This is a genomic window from Corynebacterium sp. EPI-003-04-2554_SCH2473622 (genome assembly GCF_001665955.1).
GTDB lineage: Bacteria > Actinomycetota > Actinomycetes > Mycobacteriales > Mycobacteriaceae > Corynebacterium > Corynebacterium pseudodiphtheriticum.
This window is the reverse complement of sequence record NZ_LZMN01000053.1, coordinates 38,776-60,357: the sequence shown is the minus strand read 5'-3', so window position 1 is coordinate 60,357 and position 21,582 is coordinate 38,776. Positions and strand designations below refer to the sequence as shown.

General features: G+C 58.3%; 16 protein-coding genes. 11 read left to right on the top strand and 5 right to left on the bottom strand.

Annotated features, from left to right (window positions below):
- Nucleotides 1-156 precede the first annotated feature (156 nt).
- The 8 genes from clpB (at nucleotide 157) to A5774_RS06085 (ending at nucleotide 10,274) form a co-directional block, all read left to right on the top strand.
- On the top strand, nucleotides 157-2,715 hold the full coding sequence (gene clpB / locus A5774_RS06120; protein ID WP_064833833.1) for an ATP-dependent chaperone ClpB: 2,559 nt from the start codon (nucleotides 157-159) through the stop codon (nucleotides 2,713-2,715).
- 57 nt (nucleotides 2,716-2,772) lie between these two features.
- Complete coding sequence (locus A5774_RS06115) at nucleotides 2,773-3,603, top strand: sulfurtransferase (protein ID WP_021351988.1); 831 nt, start codon at nucleotides 2,773-2,775, stop codon at nucleotides 3,601-3,603.
- A 9-nt stretch (nucleotides 3,604-3,612) separates the two neighbouring features.
- On the top strand, nucleotides 3,613-5,316 hold the full coding sequence (locus tag A5774_RS11690) for a hypothetical protein (RefSeq protein WP_231892367.1): 1,704 nt from the start codon (nucleotides 3,613-3,615) through the stop codon (nucleotides 5,314-5,316).
- A 17-nt stretch (nucleotides 5,317-5,333) separates the two neighbouring features.
- Entirely contained in the window at nucleotides 5,334-5,891 is a 558-nt protein-coding gene (gene pyrE / locus A5774_RS06105) for an orotate phosphoribosyltransferase (protein WP_021351990.1), read from the top strand.
- Nucleotides 5,891-6,592: a TrmH family RNA methyltransferase gene (locus A5774_RS06100; protein ID WP_021351991.1), complete on the top strand. Its 702-nt coding sequence runs from the start codon at nucleotides 5,891-5,893 to the stop codon at nucleotides 6,590-6,592. Before pyrE ends, A5774_RS06100 begins: the two co-directional genes overlap by 1 nt.
- 111 nt (nucleotides 6,593-6,703) lie before the next feature.
- Complete coding sequence (locus A5774_RS06095; RefSeq protein ID WP_027018224.1) at nucleotides 6,704-7,909, top strand: glycoside hydrolase family 76 protein; 1,206 nt, start codon at nucleotides 6,704-6,706, stop codon at nucleotides 7,907-7,909.
- Nucleotides 7,910-7,967: 58 nt separating this feature from the next.
- Nucleotides 7,968-9,002, top strand: a complete 1,035-nt coding sequence (gene fbaA, locus A5774_RS06090; protein ID WP_023018441.1) for a class II fructose-bisphosphate aldolase — start codon at nucleotides 7,968-7,970, stop codon at nucleotides 9,000-9,002.
- Nucleotides 9,003-9,044: 42 nt separating this feature from the next.
- Nucleotides 9,045-10,274: an aromatic acid exporter family protein gene (locus A5774_RS06085; protein WP_021351994.1), complete on the top strand. Its 1,230-nt coding sequence runs from the start codon at nucleotides 9,045-9,047 to the stop codon at nucleotides 10,272-10,274.
- Between the two features lie 40 nt (nucleotides 10,275-10,314).
- Here the strand turns inward: A5774_RS06085 and A5774_RS06080 are convergent, their stop codons facing one another.
- The gene (locus A5774_RS06080) at nucleotides 10,315-11,283 is read right to left on the bottom strand and encodes a hypothetical protein (RefSeq protein ID WP_064833849.1); all 969 of its coding nucleotides are present in this window, start codon (nucleotides 11,281-11,283) and stop codon (nucleotides 10,315-10,317) included.
- A 106-nt stretch (nucleotides 11,284-11,389) separates the two neighbouring features.
- Between A5774_RS06080 and A5774_RS06075 the strand changes: the two genes are divergently transcribed.
- Entirely contained in the window at nucleotides 11,390-12,682 is a 1,293-nt protein-coding gene (locus A5774_RS06075) for an adenylosuccinate synthase (protein WP_021351996.1), read from the top strand.
- Between the two features lie 6 nt (nucleotides 12,683-12,688).
- A complete protein-coding gene (gene purT / locus A5774_RS06070; RefSeq protein WP_064833831.1) occupies nucleotides 12,689-14,224 on the top strand; it encodes a formate-dependent phosphoribosylglycinamide formyltransferase in 1,536 nt (511 codons plus the stop codon).
- Here purT and A5774_RS06065 read toward each other — a convergent pair.
- From A5774_RS06065 to A5774_RS06055, 3 genes are read right to left on the bottom strand one after another with little or no spacing between them, the layout of a single operon-like run.
- On the bottom strand, nucleotides 14,221-16,692 hold the full coding sequence (locus A5774_RS06065) for a tetratricopeptide repeat protein (RefSeq protein WP_369815534.1): 2,472 nt from the start codon (nucleotides 16,690-16,692) through the stop codon (nucleotides 14,221-14,223). The two genes, purT and A5774_RS06065, sit on opposite strands and share 4 nt — an antisense overlap.
- Nucleotides 16,693-17,799, bottom strand: coding sequence for a glutamate ABC transporter substrate-binding protein (locus tag A5774_RS06060; protein WP_082936125.1), 1,107 nt, complete (start codon nucleotides 17,797-17,799; stop codon nucleotides 16,693-16,695).
- Nucleotides 17,796-19,322, bottom strand: a complete 1,527-nt coding sequence (locus A5774_RS06055; RefSeq protein WP_156519561.1) for a hypothetical protein — start codon at nucleotides 19,320-19,322, stop codon at nucleotides 17,796-17,798. The genes A5774_RS06060 and A5774_RS06055 overlap by 4 nt, the downstream gene beginning before the upstream one ends.
- Before the next feature lie 50 nt (nucleotides 19,323-19,372).
- On the opposite strand from A5774_RS06055, the gene A5774_RS06050 reads away from it, so the two are divergent.
- On the top strand, nucleotides 19,373-19,882 hold the full coding sequence (locus A5774_RS06050; RefSeq protein WP_021352002.1) for an NUDIX domain-containing protein: 510 nt from the start codon (nucleotides 19,373-19,375) through the stop codon (nucleotides 19,880-19,882).
- Between the two features lie 104 nt (nucleotides 19,883-19,986).
- On the opposite strand, the gene A5774_RS06045 is transcribed toward A5774_RS06050, so the two are convergent.
- Nucleotides 19,987-21,579, bottom strand: a complete 1,593-nt coding sequence (locus tag A5774_RS06045; RefSeq protein WP_023018435.1) for a phospholipase D-like domain-containing protein — start codon at nucleotides 21,577-21,579, stop codon at nucleotides 19,987-19,989.
- Nucleotides 21,580-21,582 lie beyond the last annotated feature (3 nt).

The following is a 21,582-nucleotide window of genomic DNA, read 5'->3' as shown; positions in this document are numbered from 1 at the left end:
CCGCCGAGGCGGTTTGCAGCGCGGATTGTAGGGCTTCTTGGGTTTTTGTCGTGGGGTTAAAAGAACTCATGGTGTGTCATATCCTCCCTGTTCTTCCCTGCTTTCGTCACCGTTATTGTGACACCGTTTCAGGGGCTTCACTGGATACAACACACCATGAGTTCTTTTAACCCCACGACAAAAACCCAAGAAGCCCTACAATCCGCGCTGCAAACCGCCTCGGCGGCAGGCAACCCGGACATTCGCCCAGCACACCTGCTGCAGGCGATCCTCAGCCAAGAAGAAGGCATCGCCACCCCGGTATTGAAGGCCACCGGAGTAGACCCGGATACGGTGCGCAAAGAAGCCACCGAATTAGTAGAGGGCTACCCCAAGGCCGAAGGCGCCGGCGTGGCTAAGCCGAACTTCAACCGCGATGGGCTGAACGTTCTTACCAAAGCCCAAGAGCTAGCCGGTGAGCTTGGCGACGAATACGTCTCCACCGAAGTGCTGTTGGCAGCCATCGCGGCCTCGAAAACTGATGCCGCGCAGCTGCTAACTTCCCGCGGCGCTACCTACGACGCCATCAAAGGCGCATTCCCAGCCGTGCGCGGAGCCGCGAAAGTGACCACGGAAAACCCGGAGGATTCCTTCCAAGCACTGGAGAAATACTCCACGGATCTGACGGCGCAGGCCCGCGAAGGCAAGATTGACCCCGTCATTGGGCGCGATTCGGAAATCCGCCGCGTCGTGCAGGTGCTATCCCGCCGCACGAAGAACAACCCGGTGCTCATCGGTGAGCCGGGCGTCGGCAAGACCTCCATCGTGGAAGGCCTCGCCCGCCGCATTGTCGGTGGTGACGTGCCAGAATCGCTCAAGGGTAAGCGCCTGGTCTCGCTGGATCTCGGCTCGATGGTTGCGGGAGCGAAATACCGCGGCGAGTTCGAAGAGCGGCTAAAAGCCGTGTTGGAAGAAATCAAATCTTCCGACGGCGAGATCATCACGTTCATTGACGAGCTGCACACCCTGGTTGGTGCTGGCGGTACCGGCGAAGGCTCGATGGATGCCGGCAATATGATCAAACCGATGCTGGCCCGCGGCGAACTGCGGCTGGTGGGTGCCACCACGCTGGATGAATACCGCAAGTACATCGAAAAGGATGCCGCGCTGGAGCGTCGTTTCCAGCAAACCTACGTCGGCGAGCCTTCGGTGGAAGACACCATCGGTATCCTGCGTGGCCTGAAAGAGCGCTATGAAGTCCACCACGGCGTGCGCATCCAGGATTCCGCGCTGGTGCAGGCCGCCGAGCTGTCCAACCGGTACATCACCAACCGCTTCCTGCCGGATAAGGCTATCGATCTTGTCGACGAAGCCGGCTCCCGGTTGCGCATGGAGATCGATTCCTCGCCGCAGGAAATTGATGAACTCGAGCGCGTCGCTCGCCGAATGGAGATCGAAGAGCTGGCGCTGAAGAAAGAATCAGATGCTGCTTCCAAGGAGCGGCTGGCGCGGTTGCAACAAGAGCTCGCGGACCAGCGCGAATCGCTCGGTGAGCTGAAAGCCCGCTGGGCGAACGAGAAAAAGGCCATCGATGATGTGCAGGCGCTGAAAGAAGAACTCGACGATCTGCGTCGGCAAGCAGAAATCGCCGAGCGTGAAGGTGACTACGAGAAAGTCTCCACGCTGCGCTACGGCCGCATCAACGAACTGGAACGCGAAATCGCCGTGGCCGAGGAGAAAGCCGCGGAGCAGGCGCGCAGCAACACCATGCTCAGCGAGGAAGTCACCCCGGACACTATCGCCGAGGTAGTTTCCGCCTGGACCGGCATCCCGGCTGGCAAGATGCTGCAGGGTGAGACGGAAAAGCTGCTGGATATGGAGAATATCCTGGCTCGCCGCGTCGTCGGACAGAAAGACGCGGTGGTGGCGGTCTCGGATGCGGTGCGTCGTTCCCGCGCGGGCATCGCCGACCCGAACCGGCCGACCGGCTCCTTCCTATTCCTGGGGCCAACGGGCGTCGGCAAGACCGAGCTCGCGAAAGCGCTGGCGGAGTTCATGTTCGATGACGAATCCGCGATGGTGCGCATCGATATGTCTGAATACGGCGAGAAGCACTCGGTTTCACGGTTGGTCGGTGCCCCTCCGGGATACGTCGGCCACGATGCGGGCGGCCAGCTGACCGAAGCCGTGCGACGTCGCCCCTACACGCTGGTGCTTTTCGACGAGGTGGAAAAGGCCCACTCGGATGTTTTCGACGTGCTGCTGCAGGTGCTCGACGAAGGTCGGCTGACCGACGGGCAGGGTAGGACCGTGGACTTCCGCAACACGGTGATCATCCTGACCTCGAACTTGGGCGCCGGTGGCAACCGCGAGCAGATCATGGATGCGGTGAAGGCCGCCTTCAAGCCGGAGTTCATTAACCGCCTGGATGATGTGGTGACCTTCGAGCCGCTATCCAGCGAATTGCTGGAAGGCATCGTGGATATTCAGCTGGATACGCTGCGCGAACGCCTGGCTGGCAAACGCCTGAGCCTGAGCGTGGATGCGGCGGCGAAGGCCTGGTTGGCTGAGCGCGGTTACGATCCCGCCTACGGTGCGCGTCCGCTGCGCCGGCTGATCCAGCAAGCCATCGGAGACAAGCTGGCGCGGCTGGTGCTGGCCGGTGAAGTTGTGGAAGGCGATGCCGTGCAGGTTTCGCTTGCCGACGGCGGCGAGGAGCTGGAGATCTCCAGTTAGCAGGCATTGTGTCTGCTAGCACACGCCGGGACGCTTTTACCCTTAAACTGGGTAACTATGAGCGTCCTGGTCAGTGCCGAAGAATTACACGAAAAAATCCACCGCGGAGACAAACTCACCCTGCTTGCCACTACTTGGGTACCCGGGCAGGGGAATAGCTTCCGCCAGTTTCGCGCCGGGCATATCCCCACAGCCCAGCACGTTAATCCAGCAATTGCGCTGGCTGGGCTTCCTGGGTCGAAAGCTGGGCGTAACCCGTTACCAGATCCGGCGCGGCTGCAAGCCAACGTCAACCGCTGGGGCTTGCGGGAAGACCGCCCAGTCGTAGTTTATGACGATGGTCAGGGATTTTTTGCCGGTCGTGCCTGGTGGGTGCTGCGCTGGGCAGGAATTAAAAACGTCTCCATCTTGGATGGCGGCTTGGCGCAGTGGCACCGCGCAGGCTTCGATACGATGTGCGGCCCGGGCAATATCGCTATGGGTTCCGCGCTGACTATTCGGCCCGGGTCTATGCCCGCAGCCACTATCGACGAGGTACGTAATTTTGACGGCACACTGGTTGATACTCGCTCCTTCTGGCGTTATTCGGGGCGCCAAGAAAATTTGGACTTGAAAGCCGGACATATTCCCGGTGCGGTGAACGCTTCTATGCGGGATTTGTTGACTCCGAATCGCTTGGCCAAGTCACAAGAAGAAATCCGCGAAGTCTTCGCCCAAGCTGGTGTGACTAGGGGAGAAGGCACGGTGTTTTATTCCGGTTCAGGCAACCATTCTGGCCTGGCCCTGGCCTTGGCGGAGCATGCCGGTATTACTGGAGCCTCGCATTATGTGGGCGGTTGGTCGCAGTGGTCGGCGAATGCTGCCAATCCTGTGGAGACTTCGCGTTAAACTGACTGCATGCCGTATGTTCTACTGACTCTGGCCGTCATCGCCGGTGCCGCCGCCATATTTTTGTGGTACCTGGATTCGAAGCAGCGCCGCGCCCAGCAGACTGAGCAGCCGCCAGCTGCTGTGGAATCGCCTGGTCAGCCAGAGCAAACTGGTGCGAGCGCGGAGCTTGCCGACGCTCCGAGTACCGACATCGCTAGTGCCAACGTCCCGGGCGCCAGCATCCCTAGCGTCGACATCCCAGACGCCGAAGATTCTGTTGCCACCGATACTGAATGGTCAGCGCAAGCCACTTATGGTGATGCGCTACGCCGGGGCCGGGTGCTGGATGATGAAGAACTGGCCACCGCGGAACAATTGCCACAGCAGGATTTGGCAGAGCAGGATTTGCCACAGCATGATGAGGAATCCGCTGCTGAATCCGCCGCTGACCCGATAGCGGAGGCGAACGCTGGGGTAAATAACGCTGAACTAGATACTGAGGAAGGTTCTGAGCTGGATGCCGCGGCAGGTGCTGAGCCACTTGTTGAGCCACGTTCTGAGCTGGATGCTGAGCCACATGTTGAGTCGGACTTAGAGAATGATGCTGAAACCGATTTGGCGCTGGTATCTGAGCGGCAGCCAGAGCCAACAGAGGCCTCAGAGAACCCAGAAGCAGCAGAAGCAACCGAAACAGCACCGAAAGCGGAGCCAGGTTTAGAATCCAATGAGCTGCTTTCTGCTGAAGAAAACCGCAGTGATGCCAGTGATGTCAACGATCTAAGCGATGCAGCTGAGCATCCGACCCCTGTCGCCCCCGTCGCCAAGCCTGCAGGACCACGCCGCGATTCCATCATCCCAGGGGCGTTGCGCAGGGAGCGTCGTCAGTGGGCGGAAAAGAATGGATTCAGTTTTAGCAAGCACGACGAATATCTCGTCGACGAATGGACCCGCGGCGCTGCAGCTGGTGGGGCAGCACCGAAAGATATCGTGCAGGGTTCGGCTTATGGGCATGAGATGGTGCTGATGGATCTCGGTGGCGTCAATGTTATGGCTATGCGCACCGGAGCCGCCACGGAAATCGTGGTGGATTTTCGCCGTGTGGACCGTGATCAGCGCAATGACCGTACAACCGGGGAAGCGGTTTTCGATGATTTGCTGGAAGTCGGACACATCGCGGATTTCACGGTCTATGCCACTGATGCCGCCGTTGCTAGCCGCATGATTGATGCGCGCGTGGTCACTGCCTGCGATAGCCTGCCGGAAATCGTCACCGCGGTGTGGATGGAATCGGATTGGGTGCTGGCGCAAACCGATAAAGGCTCGCATGCTTCAGATTGGGATGAAATGCTGGCGCCGCTCGGCCTGCTTGCCGACGTCGCCCGCGTGCTACCACCGCGTTCCATGGCGAACCAAATTTTAAAATTCGAAGGGGCGGACCCCACCCGGATGATGGGGCCGAAACAGCCCCCGGCCTTTGAGAACAACCAGTTGCTGCACGTCGTTCCCGACCCGCAGGATCATCCGCCAATCCAACGACCAAGCGAGCCCGTCGAATTACCGACCCGCAGCAAAGCCGAGGCCCGTGGGTACCTGGAACCCTACGCCCTTGGGGTAGATGAAGTGGATGCGATTGCCGATGGCGTCGATAAGTCACAAGAGGGCGGACATCGGAAGCGCCCGCACGTTAAACGCGACTTGTCTGCCGGGCCATCTATTTTTGACGACGAGTGAGGACTACAGTGGTAGCTATGACTGAGCAGCAAAGCACCCCATCCAGTACTGATCTTTCCCGCCTCGCTGAACTTGTCCGCGAACTTGCCGTGGTCCACGGTCGTGTGACTTTATCGTCCGGTAAAGAAGCGGATTACTACGTGGATTTGCGTCGCGCGACGCTGCACCATGAGGCCTCCCGCCTGATTGGCTCGTTGCTGCGGGAAAAAACCGCGGACTGGGACTACGTTGCCGCCGGTGGTCTGACTTTGGGTGCGGACCCGGTGGCCACCTCGATCATGCATGCTGACGGCCGCCCGATCGATTCTTTTGTGGTGCGCAAAGAAGCTAAAAAGCACGGCATGCAGCGCCGCATCGAAGGCGTGAATGTGGAAGGGCAAAAAGTGCTAGTGGTGGAAGATACCACCACTACTGGTAACTCCCCGCTGACTGCCGTCGCTGCGTTGCGTGCGGCCGGAGCGGAAGTTGTTGGTGTGGCCACTGTGGTGGACCGCGCTACCGGTGCTGCTGATGCCATCCGTGCCGAGGGGCTGGAATATCGCAGCCTGTTGGGCTTGGATGACCTGGGGCTGTAATGGGCGAAAGCGCAGCCGAAAATGATCCAGTGACTAAGCCGGAACGCGCCACCGCACCGGAGGACAAAGGCCCAACGGAATGGGCTGAAGGTCGGCATGGTGTGGGCCCGTGGGAAGGCCCGTTGCCGGATGATCCACGCTTGGATCCGGAGTTGCTTGCTGAAGGCGACCGCCGCAACGTCGTCGATGCTTATCGCTATTGGAAGCGTGAGGCGATCATCGAGGACATTGATACCCGTCGGCATGAGCTGCATATCGCGATCGAGAACTTTGAAAACGATGCGAATATCGGCACGGTGGTGCGCACTGCGAATGCTTTTGCTGTAGATACTGTACATATTGTCGGTAGGCGTCGTTGGAATCGTCGTGGCGCCATGGTTACGGACCGCTACCAACACCTACAGCACCACAGCGATGTTGATGGGCTAGTAGCCTGGGCGGCGGAGAACGATCTGACCGTCGTGGCTATTGATAACACTCCCGGGTGCGTGCCATTGGAAACCGCCGAATTACCGCGGCGTTGCTTGCTGGTATTCGGCCAGGAAGGCCCTGGGGTGAGCGCGGAGACGAGTCAGGCGTCGGTGATGACGTGTTCGATTGCGCAGTTTGGTTCGACGCGCTCAATTAACGCAGGGGTGGCCGCAGGCATCGCAATGCATGCGTGGGTGCGGCAGCATGCGGATCTGCGCCAAGCTTGGTAGGGGTGCTGGCTGCATCAATAATTTGTCACTTATCCCTCACCAGAGAACCGTGATGTATGCTACAAATGATTGATTTCTCCGGTTTATAGCTCTGTGAGTGATGGAATAATAGTGCAAGAAAAATGGTCCCACCGGGCGGATCTCGCAGAGACCGCCATCAACGATCGACATGCTGGCCCACTATGGTCGCTGCCACGCACCAATCTCGCCCGGGTGAGCTGGCCGGCGCTTTTTAAAGAGCGCCTGTTTATTCATTGGCACTATTGGTGGCAGGCGCACTACCTGGATTGCCAGGTTGATGCTGCGCTGCGGCAACCCACGAAAACCCGCAGCGCACGCATTGCTAATACCATGCGTGGCATCAAACTCCGGCAGCTGCGCGGGTTGGAACGCAACAAATACTACGATGACAAAGCTTGGTTGGCACTAGCTTTCGGGCGCATAGAGAACGCGGAAAAGCTGGGTACCCCGCCACAGTTGCACGCATTGCGTTCCAATCTGCGTGCCGGGTTGGATGAGTCCCTGGGGGTCGCGCCCTGGCGCGATAACCGATCGACGTTTTATAACGTGCCCACTAATGGTCCGGTGGCAATTATGTTGGCGCGCACCGGTTACTGGCAGGAAGCCATTCATATCGTCGACTGGGTTTTCGATAACCTGCACAATGATGATGGGCTGATCATGGACGGGATGCGTATGCGCATGAACGGACCGGAGATCGTGCGTGATATTCACCCGTACTGCCAGGGGGTGATGCTTGGTGCCAGCCTGGAAATTGCGTTGCAGTTGCGTAAAGAACATGGCATCCACAGCCTGGAAGATATTCAGTCGGTGCATGAGGCTGAGCGTGCCGACGAAGCCATGCCATATATCAGCCGGATCCGTGGCTTGGTGCACGCGATTGCGCAGCACATGGCCACCCCAGCGGGAGTGATCGACTGGGATACCGGCGACGGCGATGGCGGCTTGTTCAAGGGGATTTTGCTGCGTTACCTTGCCGACGTCGCGGTGCGTTTGCCTGATGATTCGCCAGCGAACCGCGCGACGCGCAAGCTTGCTACTCGGTTGGTGCGGGCGTCGGCGGAGTCGGTGTGGACCCACCGTTTGGAAGTTGACGGACTGCCCGTGTTTGCTACGGACTGGACCAGCGATGCGCTACTGCCACATAATTTTGGCCTGGGCCCGATGTCGATCCGGGAGAAAGTGGGCGCTGTGCGTATTGCAGAGCGCGATTTGTCGGTGCAGCTTTCCGGGTGGATGGCGCTGGAGGCGATGGCCCGGGTTGCGCTGGCCGAAGGGGATCCGGCTGCAGGTTAGTGTTCGCTCAGGCATAATTGGGCTTCGAGACTGCAGATCCAACGTTGGAGGATGTTTTATGCCTATCGCCACCCCTGAGGTTTATAACGAGATGCTTGACCGCGCGAAGAAAGAGCAATTCGCTTTTCCCGCGATCAACTGCACCTCTTCCGAAACCATTAACGCCGCACTACAGGGGTTTGCAGAAGCCGAGTCTGACGGCATTATCCAGTTCTCCCTGGGTGGTGCGGAATTCGGCTCTGGCCAAGCAGTGAAAAACAAAGTTGCCGGCGCAAAAGCCCTGGCCGCATTCGCGCACGAGGCTGCTTCGCACTACGGCGTGAATATTGCGTTGCACACGGATCACTGCCAGAAAGAACGTCTCGATGACTTCGTGCGCCCATTGTTAAAGATCTCCCGTGATCGCGTAGAAGCCGGCGAGCAGCCACTGTTCCAGTCCCATATGTGGGACGGATCGGCCATCCCTATCGACGAGAACCTGGAAATCGCCCAGGAGCTGCTGGCACAGTCACGCGCGGCGAATATCATCCTCGAGGTGGAAATCGGCGTGGTCGGCGGTGAAGAAGACGGCGTGGAAGCCAAAGCAGGTGCCAACCTGTACACCACCCCAGAAGATTTTGAAAAAACCGTCGATGCGCTGGGCACTGGCGAAAATGGCCGCTACCTGCTGGCCGCCACTTTCGGTAACGTCCATGGCGTCTATAAGCCGGGCAACGTCAAGCTGCGCCCAGAGGTATTGGCCGAAGGCCAGAAGGTCGCTTCCCAGAAGCTGGGGCTTGCCGACGGTTCCCAGCCCTTCGATTACGTCTTCCACGGCGGTTCCGGTTCCGAGGCCGCCAAGATCGAAGAATCCTTGCGCTATGGCGTGATCAAAATGAACATCGACACCGATACGCAGTATGCGTTCACCAATCCGGTTGCGCGCCACATGTTTAGCAACTACGACGGCGTGTTCAAGATTGATGGAGAAGTCGGTAACAAGAAGGTCTACGACCCACGCTCTTACCTGAAGAAGGCAGAGCGCTCCATGGCTGATCGCGTCATTGAATCCTGCCAGGTGCTGCGCTCCGCAGGCCAGACCACCGCCCGCTAGGCCGCTCTCGGCTAAGCTTTTTAGCAGGTATTTTCGGCACCTATGGCAAATAACAGGGTCTCCACCCGCGAACGACTGCGGCATTTAGACCATTCGCTGACCTCGCGCATTCTGCGCGTGCGCAAACGCTTGATCTTCATTGTGCAAGCCGCGTTTGGTGCGGGGTTGGCGTTTTGGGTTGCGCAGACGTTTTTCGGCCACGAGATCCCATTTTTCGCCCCTATCTCTGTGGTGGTGGTACTTGGCATCTCCGGTGGCAACCGTCTGAATAAAGCCCTGGAAATGTCGGTCGCTGGTGTGGTTGGTGTCGGAGTTGGCCAGCTTTTGGTGCACACCCTGGGCACCGGCGATTGGCAGATTGCCGCTGGGGTAGCGATCTCACTGGTGGTCGCGGCATTTTTATCGAAATCACTGCTGGTGAGTAACCAGGTCGCTATTGGTGCGATCTTGATCGCCACGATCATGCCGCAAGGTGGCGGCACCGAACGCATGATTGACGCTGCCATTGGTTCGGTGATCGGAATCATCTCCATCGCGTTGATTCCTAATTCTGCGTTGCGTGATGCCCGGCATGAGATCGCGAAAGTTCTCTCCGTTGCATCGTCGGTGCTGCATGACGTTGCAGAAGGTGCGGAAAAGGGAGATTCAGAGCGTATCGAAGATGCACTCCAACAGGTGCGCGGTACGCAATCGAATATTGATCACATGCTGGAAGCCACGGCTTCCGGCCGGGAAATTGCGGGGCTTTCCCCATTTCGCTGGGGCTCGCGCAAACACTTGCGTTCCATCGAACGCATCCTCACTCCCGTCGACAATGCCACCCGGAATGTGCGTGTGCTGGCCCGCCGCTGCATGGTCTTGAGCGTCGATGGCGACAAGATTACCCCGCGGTTAATCAATATTATTGATGAGTTGGCAGAGATCGCGTTGGAGCTGTCGCGAATTTATGAAACGAGTGCGCGGGTTAGCCAAGCCCATGAAATTCCGGGGATTGTCAACCGCCTGCGCATCATCGGCGCGCGCACGGACCTTTCCGTGATTAGCGATGATCCGGTGCTTTCGGAATATGCGATCCTGTCACAGGTGCGGTTTTTAACAGTGGATCTTTTGATGGTCACCGGAATGTCGCAGGAGTCGGCGGCAGCAGTGCTGGCACCAACCTCATCCACACCGGCCTACCCACCGGAAGTCTGGGAGATCGAAGACATCCAGGATAACGCGCACAATGCGGCGAATCGTTACGATGATTCTGAGAACTCCCAGAAAGAGTAGAAGAGAATAGTAGAGGGTAGAGGACGCGGCGCCCCGGAACTCACGGACGGATGATTTGTAAATCCCGCAAATGCCGGTAAAAAGTTACTCGTTTTTGCGGGCGTTTGCTGCGCACTCCGTCGACGTGTACCGCCATTTCCGGTCCACCGGCTTGTACCGCATGCCCAGTGACTAATGAATGCGGATCTAGCTGGCTGACGCTCGCCCCGGGGTTCTTTTTCTTGCGCCAGCGTGCAAACAATCCACGGGGCTGTGGTGCTGCGGTGTGCACTGCCGCAGCAATGCCAGGTGCGTTGAGCATTGGCACTAAGCGGGCGCCGTAAGCCAGGGAACGGCTGGCGTTATCTGCGCTGCCCTGGGCATCTTGCTGCAGCAAAGTGGCATCGTCGACGATAATTTCCCCGGTCATGGCGGATGCGTCCCACTGGCTGATAGCAGCGGAACCAGCCACGGCCTGTCCGGCATCATTGCGGATCAGTGGGACGGGTTTGACCTCGCCAGTCAACGCCAGTTTGAGCGCGGCAGCCGGATCAGCGGGAATGGACCAGTTTTGTGCTGCAGTGCTGGCGGTGCTGCTAGCGGCGTTTTCGGTGGCCGGGCCAGAAACGTTTTTGCTGCCGGTAGTGTCTACCGCGCTGTTCGTCGGTTCCGCCACCGGGACGAATCCGATCTGTGGCCATAATTGATCCGCCCGCAGCAAGCGGGTGAGCACCGCAGACAAGGCGGCATCTGAACCAATCACGATTATCCGCAGCGGCATCACTGGTTGTTGGGGTGCTAGTTGTGGGGCAGCCATGTGTTCTACGCGCGGTTGCGCTTGGATCTCCTCCAATGAGGGAGTGGGATCTACCGGCAATAATTCCGTAGCATGCTCGGATAAAAACTTCAGATCACCCCGGCCTGGCACAGCTGGCAGCGTAAAAATCTCCACCCCGGAAGAACGATATAAAGTCTTGGGCAAAATCAGTTCGGCTGCAGCTTCCCCGCAACGCAGAATCAGCACACGCATGCCAAGCATCGTAACCGACGTTAAAAAAATTATCGCAGGTGGGGCAATTCCTAGTAGGCTATGAGGCTGATCAAACTACTGACCGCAGGGAAGTGATGAGGCAGGTATGGCAGCGATCGTCATCGTCGGCGCCCAATGGGGCGACGAAGGCAAAGGAAAAGCCACAGACATTTTGGGCGGCCAGGTGGATTACGTCGTCAAGCCTAATGGCGGCAATAACGCCGGCCACACCGTCGTCGTTGGCGGTGAAAAATACGAGCTCAAGCTGCTTCCGGCAGGAATCCTATCGGAAAATGCCACCCCGGTGCTGGGAAACGGTGTGGTCATCAACCTGGAAGCATTGTTTGAGGAAATTGACGGCCTGGAATCCCGTGGAGCAAACGCCTCGCGGTTAAAGATTTCCGCCAACGCGCACCTAGTTGCGCCGTACCACCAAACACTCGACCGGGTGCAAGAGCGCTTTTTAGGCAAACGTGCAATCGGCACCACCGGCCGCGGCATTGGCCCGACGTACCAGGACAAAGTCGCCCGCGTCGGCATCCGCGTGCAGGACATTTTTGATGAGTCCATTTTGCGGCAAAAAGTGGAATCGGCGCTGGATGTGAAAAACCAGATGCTGGTGAAAATGTATAACCGCAAGGCCATTGAGGTCGAGGACGTCGTCGGCTACTTCCTGTCCTATGCCGAACGCCTGCGCCCGATGGTGATTGACGCCGAACGCGAGCTCAACGAGGCCTTGACTGCCGGGAAACACATCCTGATGGAAGGCGGCCAAGCCACCATGCTGGACGTCGACCATGGCACCTACCCGTTTGTGACCTCGTCGAACCCTTCCGCAGGCGGCGCGTGCGTCGGCTCCGGCATTGGCCCGACCCGCATCGATACCTCACTGGGCATCATCAAGGCCTACACCACCCGCGTGGGTGCGGGGCCATTCCCGACGGAACTTTTCGACGAATGGGGTAATTACCTGCAAGAAACCGGTGGTGAGGTTGGCGTGAACACTGGCCGACGCCGCCGCTGTGGTTGGTACGATTCCGTGATTGCACGCTACGCCAGCCGCGTTAACGGGTTTACGGATTACTTCTTGACCAAGCTTGACGTGCTCACTGGAATCGGAGAAATTCCGATCTGTGTAGCCTACGACGTCGACGGCGTGCGCCATGACGAAATGCCAGTCTCGCAATCCGAGGTACACCACGCCAAGCCAATCTACGAAAATATGCCGGCTTGGGACGAAGACATCACGGGCTGTTCCACCTTCGAAGAGCTGCCACAGCGCGCACAGGATTACGTGCTGCGCCTAGAAGAACTGTCCGGAACGCGCATGTCGTATATCGGCGTCGGCCCGTCGCGTGAGCAAACCATTGTGCGCCACGACGTGCTGGCGGGAAAATAGGCTGTCATGAGTGAGAAAACGGAAGCTGCCGAAACCACGGACACGCCCAACACCATCGGTACACCGCTGAGCTCAAATGCCACCCGGGTGTTGTTGCTGGGCGCGGGCGAGATTGGTCGCGAGCTAGCGATCAGTTTCCAGCGGTTGGGCCTGGAAATCCACGCCGTCGACAAGCGCAACGGCGCGCCGGGCCACCAGGTTGCGCAATATTCCTACGTCGCAGATGTCACTGACGCGGCGGCCGTTCTGGAATTGGCAAAGCGTATTGAACCGCACTATGTGATCCCGGAAGTGGAGATCGTCGCGGTAGAAGCGCTGCGAGAGATCGAAGAAGCAAATTCTGCCGTGGTAGTGCCTGGGGCGCGGGCTTGCGAGCTGACCATGGAACGCGAAGCTATCCGTCGTACCGCCTCAGAACAATTGGGCTTGCCGACGACCGCCTATGATTTCGCCTCCAGCCCGGAAGAACTAAAAACCATTTTGGATGAGATGGGCTACCCGTCCATCGTGAAACCCGCGGTTACCTCAAACGGACGCGGGCATATGGTGGTGCGCTACGGCGATGAAGTGACCGAGGCTTGGCAGACCGCTTCTGCGGAAGCGCATTTCGACGGTCGCGTGATAGTGGAGCGCTTCGTCGACTTTGATTATGAAGTAACCCTGCTAGCGGTGCGTTCGATCGACCCGAAAACGGGCGAATTGGCCACGTGGTTTGCCGAGCCTATCGGGCATGATCACCGCGACGGTGGCCTGATTGATTCCTGGCAACCGCTGCAGTTGAGCCAGGTAGCGATGGAAAATGCGCGCTCTATTGCCGCCCGGATTTCTAATGAATTGGGTGGACGCGGAGTTTATGGCGTCGAGTTGTTCGTCGCCGGTGATGACGTGTATTTCTCTTCGGTATCTCCACGGCCGACGGATACCGGCATGGTTACCATGGCCACGCAGCGCTATTCGCAGTTTGATTTGCATGCACGGGCAATTTTGGGTCTGCCGATCGATGTGACACTCACTTCGCCGGGAGCTGCCCGCATGCTGTGTTCTGAGGTGGATGCGGACACGTTATCTTATGGCGGGTTGCAGGATGCCTTCGCACACCCAGAAACTTCTGTGCTGTTGTTCGGGAAAGCAGGTAGTTACCCGGGCCGACGCATGGGAGTGGTGTTGTCGACTGCTGATAACACCGATGCTGCGCACTTGGTGGCGCGGGAAGCCAGTAGGGAAATCACGATTGCTGCTGACGATGATTCTGTCACTGCTGGCACAGAGGGCTCTAGTGCAGGAAAAGCTGGTGCAGGAAAAGCTGGTGCAGAAGACGCTGGTGCAGCTGGCTCTGGTGTTGGCGGTGGTGCTGATACTGATGCTGGAGGTGGCACTGGCACTGCACAGGAAACAAGCGCTGCAGCTGCCACGACGCCGGAATCACGTGCTGCGGCAGACGGTGCAGCTGCGGTTGAATCTGGGAGCAAGACTGGGCCCGAAACCGCTGCGCTAACTGAAACTGCCAGCGACAGCAGCCCTAACAGCGACAGCAGCCGTTAGAACCAGGTCGCCGGGCGGATCATGTTCGCTAAATCCACCAGAGCGTAGCGGTGCCGCGGAAACGGTGCCACTCGTGCCTGCGCCCGCAGCGTGTCGTACAAGCCAGAGCGTAAACCGTGCTGGCTAAACGTGTGCTCGAAAAGCTCGTGTGGCGAGGCCGACTGCTCCAAATCTGCTTCCCGCAAGAAGTTCAGTGCGGAAACCAATACCGCGGTTTTGATTTGTAAAAAGCGCGGCTCATTCGTTGGGATGGATTCCAATCGACGCGCAGCCCGCCGAATATACGGTTCATTCAACGGGCTGGCCAACAGCTGCAAGATCGTCGTCAAGACCGCCATGCGGTGGTGACGGGAAGCAGGGGAAACCCGATCTAAAACCTGCACTGCCAATTCCACCTGTTTTTCGGCCATTAACTGCCGGGCCAAACCGAATGCCGAAGACACCGTCGCCGGGTTAGTTTCCCAGACTATGGAATATAAACGTAGTGCATGAAAGCGCAGCGAGGCCGGCTCATCGGTGCGGTGCTCCCAAATTTCGGGGCGCGCTAAGAAAAACTCATTGGGGATGTTTGATAGCGAATCCGGGGTGCCCGTTGTGGCACGTGACAGCTCCGGCGGAAGCAAACTCAAATGGTTCCGGCCTTGCTCTTCGAGCAATAACTCATCGACTGCGGCCAGCGCGAGCTTCGGGGCTGCCTCGCCGGGAAGCAAAAACATTACCGAGGAAAAATGGTCTTGCGCATCGCGGTAATCGTCCAACAGGGTTGCAGTAACCCCGGAATACCAGCGGAAACGCCAATCGCTAGCCATATCTTCTTCTAAGGAACGCAACCATTCCCGCGCCTGGGTAGTCAGCCCCAAGTCCAGCATCGCTCGCACCACGCCCAGCGGGATTTCCTTCGAACCGACGTATTCATTAGTGTGCATCGCTTGCCTTAACGTTTCTAATGCTTCCTGCGGCTCAGTATAGGAAGAACCAGAAAGCATAGACGCGCCTGGGTCGCTGCGGTCGATCAACGGGACTGGTAGAGCAGAGACAACCTCGGCCGCGGTGATGTGCACGGACCGTTCGATGCCATCGATGAGTTGATCGGTGCGGAATACAGCGTGCTTGGTGCCAAAAGTGGTACGTTGCGGGGAAAACAACGAGTGCTGCGCTGGGTGCTGGATGCCGTCGCGAATGGCGATTACTTCCCGCAACACCCCATACAACTGGGTGCGCAGTTCTTCGATGGAAGAAAACCGGTGTTTGGGATCATGTGCGGTTGCCCGTTGCAGTAGGCGATAAAACGACAAATAGCGCCGCAGCGTGGGTTCTTCCGACGGTCCGGGTAGCCCGGGAAGGTAGATGCCGTCTTCCGAGGGTAGGTTGAGCGTGAGTGCCGCCAAGGTGCGCCCAATGGTGTAAATATCACTGGCGATGGACGGTCCTTGCGTAGACACCTCGGGGGCCTGGAAGCCCTTGGTGCCGTAGATATAGCCGTAGGCGCCGATTCCCGAGACCGCACCCAGGTCGATGATTTTGACCTGGTCTTCGCTGATGATGATGTTATCCGGTTTCAGGTCGTTGTAGACCACGCCGCGAGCATGCAGATATTCCAACGCAGGCAAAATTTCTAGGATATACGCGATGGCGATATCGATGGCGACGACGTGATTGGGCTGCGAATTCCGGCGGTGGCGCAGTGAAGGCCCACCGACGTATTCCATGACGATAAACCCGCCGGGCACGCGATCGTCGTCAATGAAATTGAAAATCTTCACGATGCCTGGGTGGGTAATATCTGCTAAGAACTCGCGCTCGGCTTCCGCGGCGGCGGTTTCCTCGGCCGATTTTTGCGATTGCATCCCTTTGAGCACCACGATGCGCCCGGAAACAAAATGGTCGTTTGCCAGGTAAATCCAACCCATGCCACCGTGGGCGATCACGCCCAAGATTTCGTATTGCTGGGCGACGATATCACCGGGGTTCAGCTGCGGTGCCGGGATTTTCTTTTTTTCGATCGCCTCGTGTGGGTCAATCAGGGCTTCTTGTGGATCCGTTGGCACCACGAAGGGCAGGCGCACCATGCGGTCGGCGACTGCGCGTGCGGTGCGTTGGGCACGGCGACGTTTGCGGAAGGTGGATAGTGCTTGCCGACGAGCCCGTGTGGAGGTGTCCTCTTGTCTTTCAGCGCGCTGCTTTTGGGCTTTTTCGTCGCGGATTTTCTGCAAGTCTTGTAGCAGCGAGGCGATATTGTCTTCGTTGCTGCTGTAACCGTCGTCGCTGTCGCCATTGCCGTCCTCGCTGCCGTCGTCGTTGTCATCCTCAGCGAAAGGATCAAATGGGACCGCGGAGGTCGCCGGCTCGGCCTCGGGCACACGGCTGGCTTCCGTGTGCGCGGTCGCCTCTGTACGTTCCGTGGCCTCTGTATGTTCTGCAGCCTCTGTATGTTCCGTGGCCTCGGTGGGGGCAGATTTCTCAGTCACTTATTCACCATCCTCTGGGCGGTAGTGCAGCGGTGGCGGGCCCGCCGTCGGCAAGCGTCCCGCAAACCAATGACGGAACAATTCCCACCAGGTGCCATCGGTGCGGATGCGCTCGAGCGTGGAATTGACCTGGCGCACTAGCCCTTCTGCCTCAGCAATCTCGTCGGCATGTGCGCTGCGCGCTGGTTTGGGCATGCCAACGCCGTAAATATCAGAGTCCACCGCTGGGCCCACGATTTCCGTGTATGGATCCTGGATTTCCAAGCCGGAAAGGATCACATCATCCACCAGAATCGCATCAGCTTGGTTATGCTGCATCGCATACAAGCAATCGGCCCAGGTTACGGCCTTTAAAATATCGGCTTTCGGGGAGTGCAAGCGCGCAAGGTTGATGCCGGTGGAATTATCCGTCACGCACACCGTGCGCGAGGCGAGATCTTCCAGCCGGTTGACCTCAGAATTCCGGTTGACCAGCAGGCGGGTATTCGTCGACAAGTATGGCGTAGAAAATTCCACTTCCTGTTGCCGCTCGGGAGTGATGGTGAGCGTGGAGAGCAAAAAATCTACTTTTCCGGTGCTCAAGGTATGCACGCGGTGCTGCGATTCGACGAAGCGGAAATCGACGGCGTTGCGGTCACCGAAAATATCCTCGGCTATTTCGTGCGCGAGGTCGACTTCGAAGCCAGACAACTGCCCGGTGGTGGCATCACGGAAAGACAACAAGTTTTGCGATTGCTGGATGCCGACGATCAAATAGCCACGCTCCACAATCGACGGGATGCGCTCTGCCGCGGTGCGACCGTCTGGTTTCAGCGAGCCACGAAGGGCATATTCTTCGACTTCCGTTCCCTGACGGGTACCGGCTTTTTCTACACGTGCGCCGGCGGGTAGCGGGATGCCGGTGGCGCTATCGCGCGGGATGCTTAGGGCGTCGTTTCTGGGGGTGAAGTCTGGCACAGCGCAGGCGGATAATACCAGCCCGAGCGCGGTGAGAGCCGCGACCAGCCGAAGCGGGCGGAAGCGGTAGTGGTTAGTATCGGAACAACTCCCATGGCAGCGAGAAGCATGGTGGTGAGGAGCGCGGTGGTGAATGACACGGGCGATCATAGGTATTCCACCATTCGTGGACGAATTCCCAGCCAGATGGCAATTGCCGAGAGCACCGAAAACAGGCTTACCGCAGCTGCTACCAAGTTCAGCGCGGCTAGGCTCTCGCTCAGGTAAGAGCGCATAGAATCACGCGCCGTTGCGATCAGCTCAGTCAAGGCAGCATCGAGTTTCTGGAAGGCAGCCGCCGAGCTCATGGTTTGGTTCGTTCCTGTGCTTGCTGCGTCCGGCGACGAATCCGTCGCTAAGGCCAAAGCTTGCTCGTAATTACCGGAATCCAATGCGCGCAACAGGTGGGCCTTAGCTTCATCCCATTCCTGCAAAGCCGTCCGTGCTTCGTCGATGGTGGCTGCATCGGATGAATGCAGCGCGGTGGAATTGCTGTAATCAGTCAGTGCGTCCGAAATATGCTCATTCGTGGAGGAAAATTCCAAGGAAGGGTTGTAGTTCGTCCGACGCTGCACCAAGGCCAGAATCTCTTCTGTGCGGGTGCGCTGGGCATCAATACGGGCCTGCGTGAGTGAATCCCAGGGAGTGGATGATTCCGTGAAACCCTGGCTGCCTAAATGCCAGGTGTATACGTTGGTGCCAGAAACCCAAGCCAAAGCCAGGGCCATCAGTAACGTTGCCCCCAAGAAACCGCGGTTGAAACGACGCCTGCTAATCCGCCACAACCAGTACTGGGCCAACCCCAAAAACACCAAGGCCGCGACTAAACCGGACAGCGGAACCCACTGTGGGCGAGTTAGCTGATCCTGTTGCTCCGAGACGTTATTGGCCGATAGTCGGAACAGTGAGGCCGCAGCCGGGAGGATGTCATCACGCATCATCGCCGAGGCATTCGACATATATGCCGCACCGACGGCATTCCCGGCGCGATTATTAGTGCGTGCGGCTTCCACCAACCCGGTGTAGACCGGCAGCTGGCGCTGGATCTGCACAGCTAATTGCCGGAGGTAGACATCCTCGTCGTCCGAATCCAACACAGCAGCGGTAGCTTCGCTGGCGGCGGAATCCACCGCCTGCAAGTATTGTTTGCGGGTTTCTTCCGGCTCTACTCCTGCTTGCACAAAACCAGTGGTGGCGATGGTGTCGGCCAGTGAGAGCGACATATACAAATTGTGTGCCGAATTGCTCATCGGTTCAGTGGAGGTAAGCAGATGGTTGAGCTCGGTTTGTCGGTTGGCCACGGAATTTGCCATTGACAACCCGGCAGCGAGCAGTGCGGCGGTGAGCACAATCATGCCGACGGCCATTTTGCCCGGAGTAGTACCGAAAAACCCGAAGATGCGGGAGATGATCTGCGTAGAACCCGAAAAGGAGGAATGGAAAAACCGCCGCAGAAGTGACATGCCAGGTGCGTCGGTGGTTTTGGCTTCATCGAGCCAGTGGTCCTGGGCGTGGGCGGGAACGGATTCGACGCGCAGCGACGGGCCACGGGAGGTGCGGGCAAAGTTGGCCGACATCTCATCTTCTGCATCGACTGGGCGATCGAGGCTTGTCGCGGGCCTATGACCGTTCATTACCCTAGACTAACGCACGTGATGTGTGCTGGGCTACTAAAATAGACGGCATGTCAGATACACACCGGGGAAGTGGCGACGGTTGGGCGGCCGGGCCGAACGGCAGCAAGCTGTGGGGACGGTTCGGCGCTGCCGGGTTGTTTTTGCTTTCCGACGATTCCACCGTGCTGATGCAGCTGCGCGCGCCGTGGACCTCTCAGGGCGGCACATGGGGCCTTCCTGGGGGAGCCCGTGACGGACACGAGACCGCCAGCCAGGCTGCGGTGCGGGAGACCTTCGAAGAATGCGGTATCGAGGAAAGCGCGGTTACCGTGCTGCGAGAGATCGTGACCGCGGGCCCGCTGCCAGGGGATCCGGAACGCCCGGAACTAGCCGGGGAATGGACCTACACGACGGTGCTGGCGAAAACCGCTGATGGCAGCGAGTTGCCGACCTTCCCAAATGCAGAATCCGATGATTTGCGTTGGGTTCCGGTAGCGGAGCTGGAACAGCTGGATCTGCTCGCGCCGTTTGCTGATTCCTTGCCTGTGCTGCGCAAGGCATTGGCGGAGTTGCGTTAATGCGTTTGCGCTAACGCGGTTGACCACTGCGTTTACGCTAACGGGCTTGGCTAGCGCGGTTGGCTAACTCGGTTGGTTAGGGGATCTGCCCTGGCCAGCCGGTGCTACTGCAATGCGGAAGTCAGCCGCATGACATTATCCACGTAACGACGGATAAATCCGCGCTGCTCCCACTTTTCTAAAGTCAGTGGGCGGCTAACCGCACGGTACGTCGCGGCTAGCTCGTTGAGATCATCAATCAGCGAACCAGACACCACAAACAATGTGGATTCGTAGTTCAAGCCAAACGAACGCATATCCATATTCGAAGAGCCCAGCATGCCAACAGCATGGACGCTATCGCAATGATTGTCTTCCGGGTCCGCCAACGCGAACTTTGAATGCAACACATACGGCGCGGGGAATTGGTAAATATGCACCCCGGCTTCCAACAAGGCTTGGTAATACGACGATTGCGCATGGTGCACCGTGAACTGGTCGGCGCGTTCCGAGACATACAATTCCACGCGCACGCCACGGAAGGCAGCGCTGGTCACGGCTTCTAACAGGGATTCGTCCGGAATGAAGTACGGCGAACACAGCACCAGGCGGTTTTTTGCGTGATGTACCACCTGGTTAAACATGCGCAGGTTCGGTTCCGAGCTGTAGCCCGGCCCCGAAGGAATCATCTGCAAGACATTGGCGTCCGAAATATATTCGGTTTGCGTGAGTGCTGCAGGCGGCGCTGTCGTTTGCGTGGTGGGCTGCGGGCTGGCTTGCGTCGTGACCTGCGCCGTGCCCTGCGTGGCGTCGTGTGCGGTGGGGTGGCGCGTTTCGGGGTCCAGCACCTCATCGGATTCTAGATACCAGTCAATGGCAAACACCGATTCCATCGAAGTGACAATTGGCCCGGATAGCTCGACCATATAATCAATCCACTGCCGACCCGCGCGCACGTTCTTGCGAATCCGGTAACTGCGGTCAATCAGGTTCAGCGACCCCATAAAACCGACCGTGCCGTCAACAATGATGATCTTGCGGTGATTGCGCAGGTCAGGGCGGCGAAAACGCCATTTCCATGGCTGTAACGGCATCATTAAATGCCAGTCGACGCCGATCGCATCCAAGCGTTTGCCCAACTTCCGGTAGCCCGGGTATTTCAAACTACCAATCTGGTCAAACAACAAGCGCACCTTCACCCCGCGGCCGACGGCGTCGGCAAGCGCTTGATAAAACACGTCGGTGGTCTCGTCCCAGGACTGGATATACACCTGCACGTGCACATAGTCGGTGGCGGAGTCAATGACCTCCGCCATGCGCTTGATTGCCTGGTCATAGTCAGCGAGCAAACCACGTTGGTCGCCAATGACCGCCGGGAACCCAGTCAGTCGACGATTGAGAGCGATCATGGACGCGACTTCGCGGGAGTTGCACAGGTGCGGCGGCATATCCGGTAATTGCCCCTGTGCGTCGTTGAGCTGTTCGTTCGCGTTTTTGTATACCTCGTGACGGCGCCGGTTAATAAACGGCGAGCCCATCAGGAAAAACAGCGGTAGACCCAAAAATGGAATCAACAGAATTGCTAGCAGCCAGGCCGTCGACGATGATGGGCGCCTGCCCTCTGGCACAAAGCCAACAGCCAGGATTTTGATGGTGTAATCCAGGATAAAAAACGCGGCCTGCCACCACGTCACATCGATCGACAGCGCCGGTTCCACGGT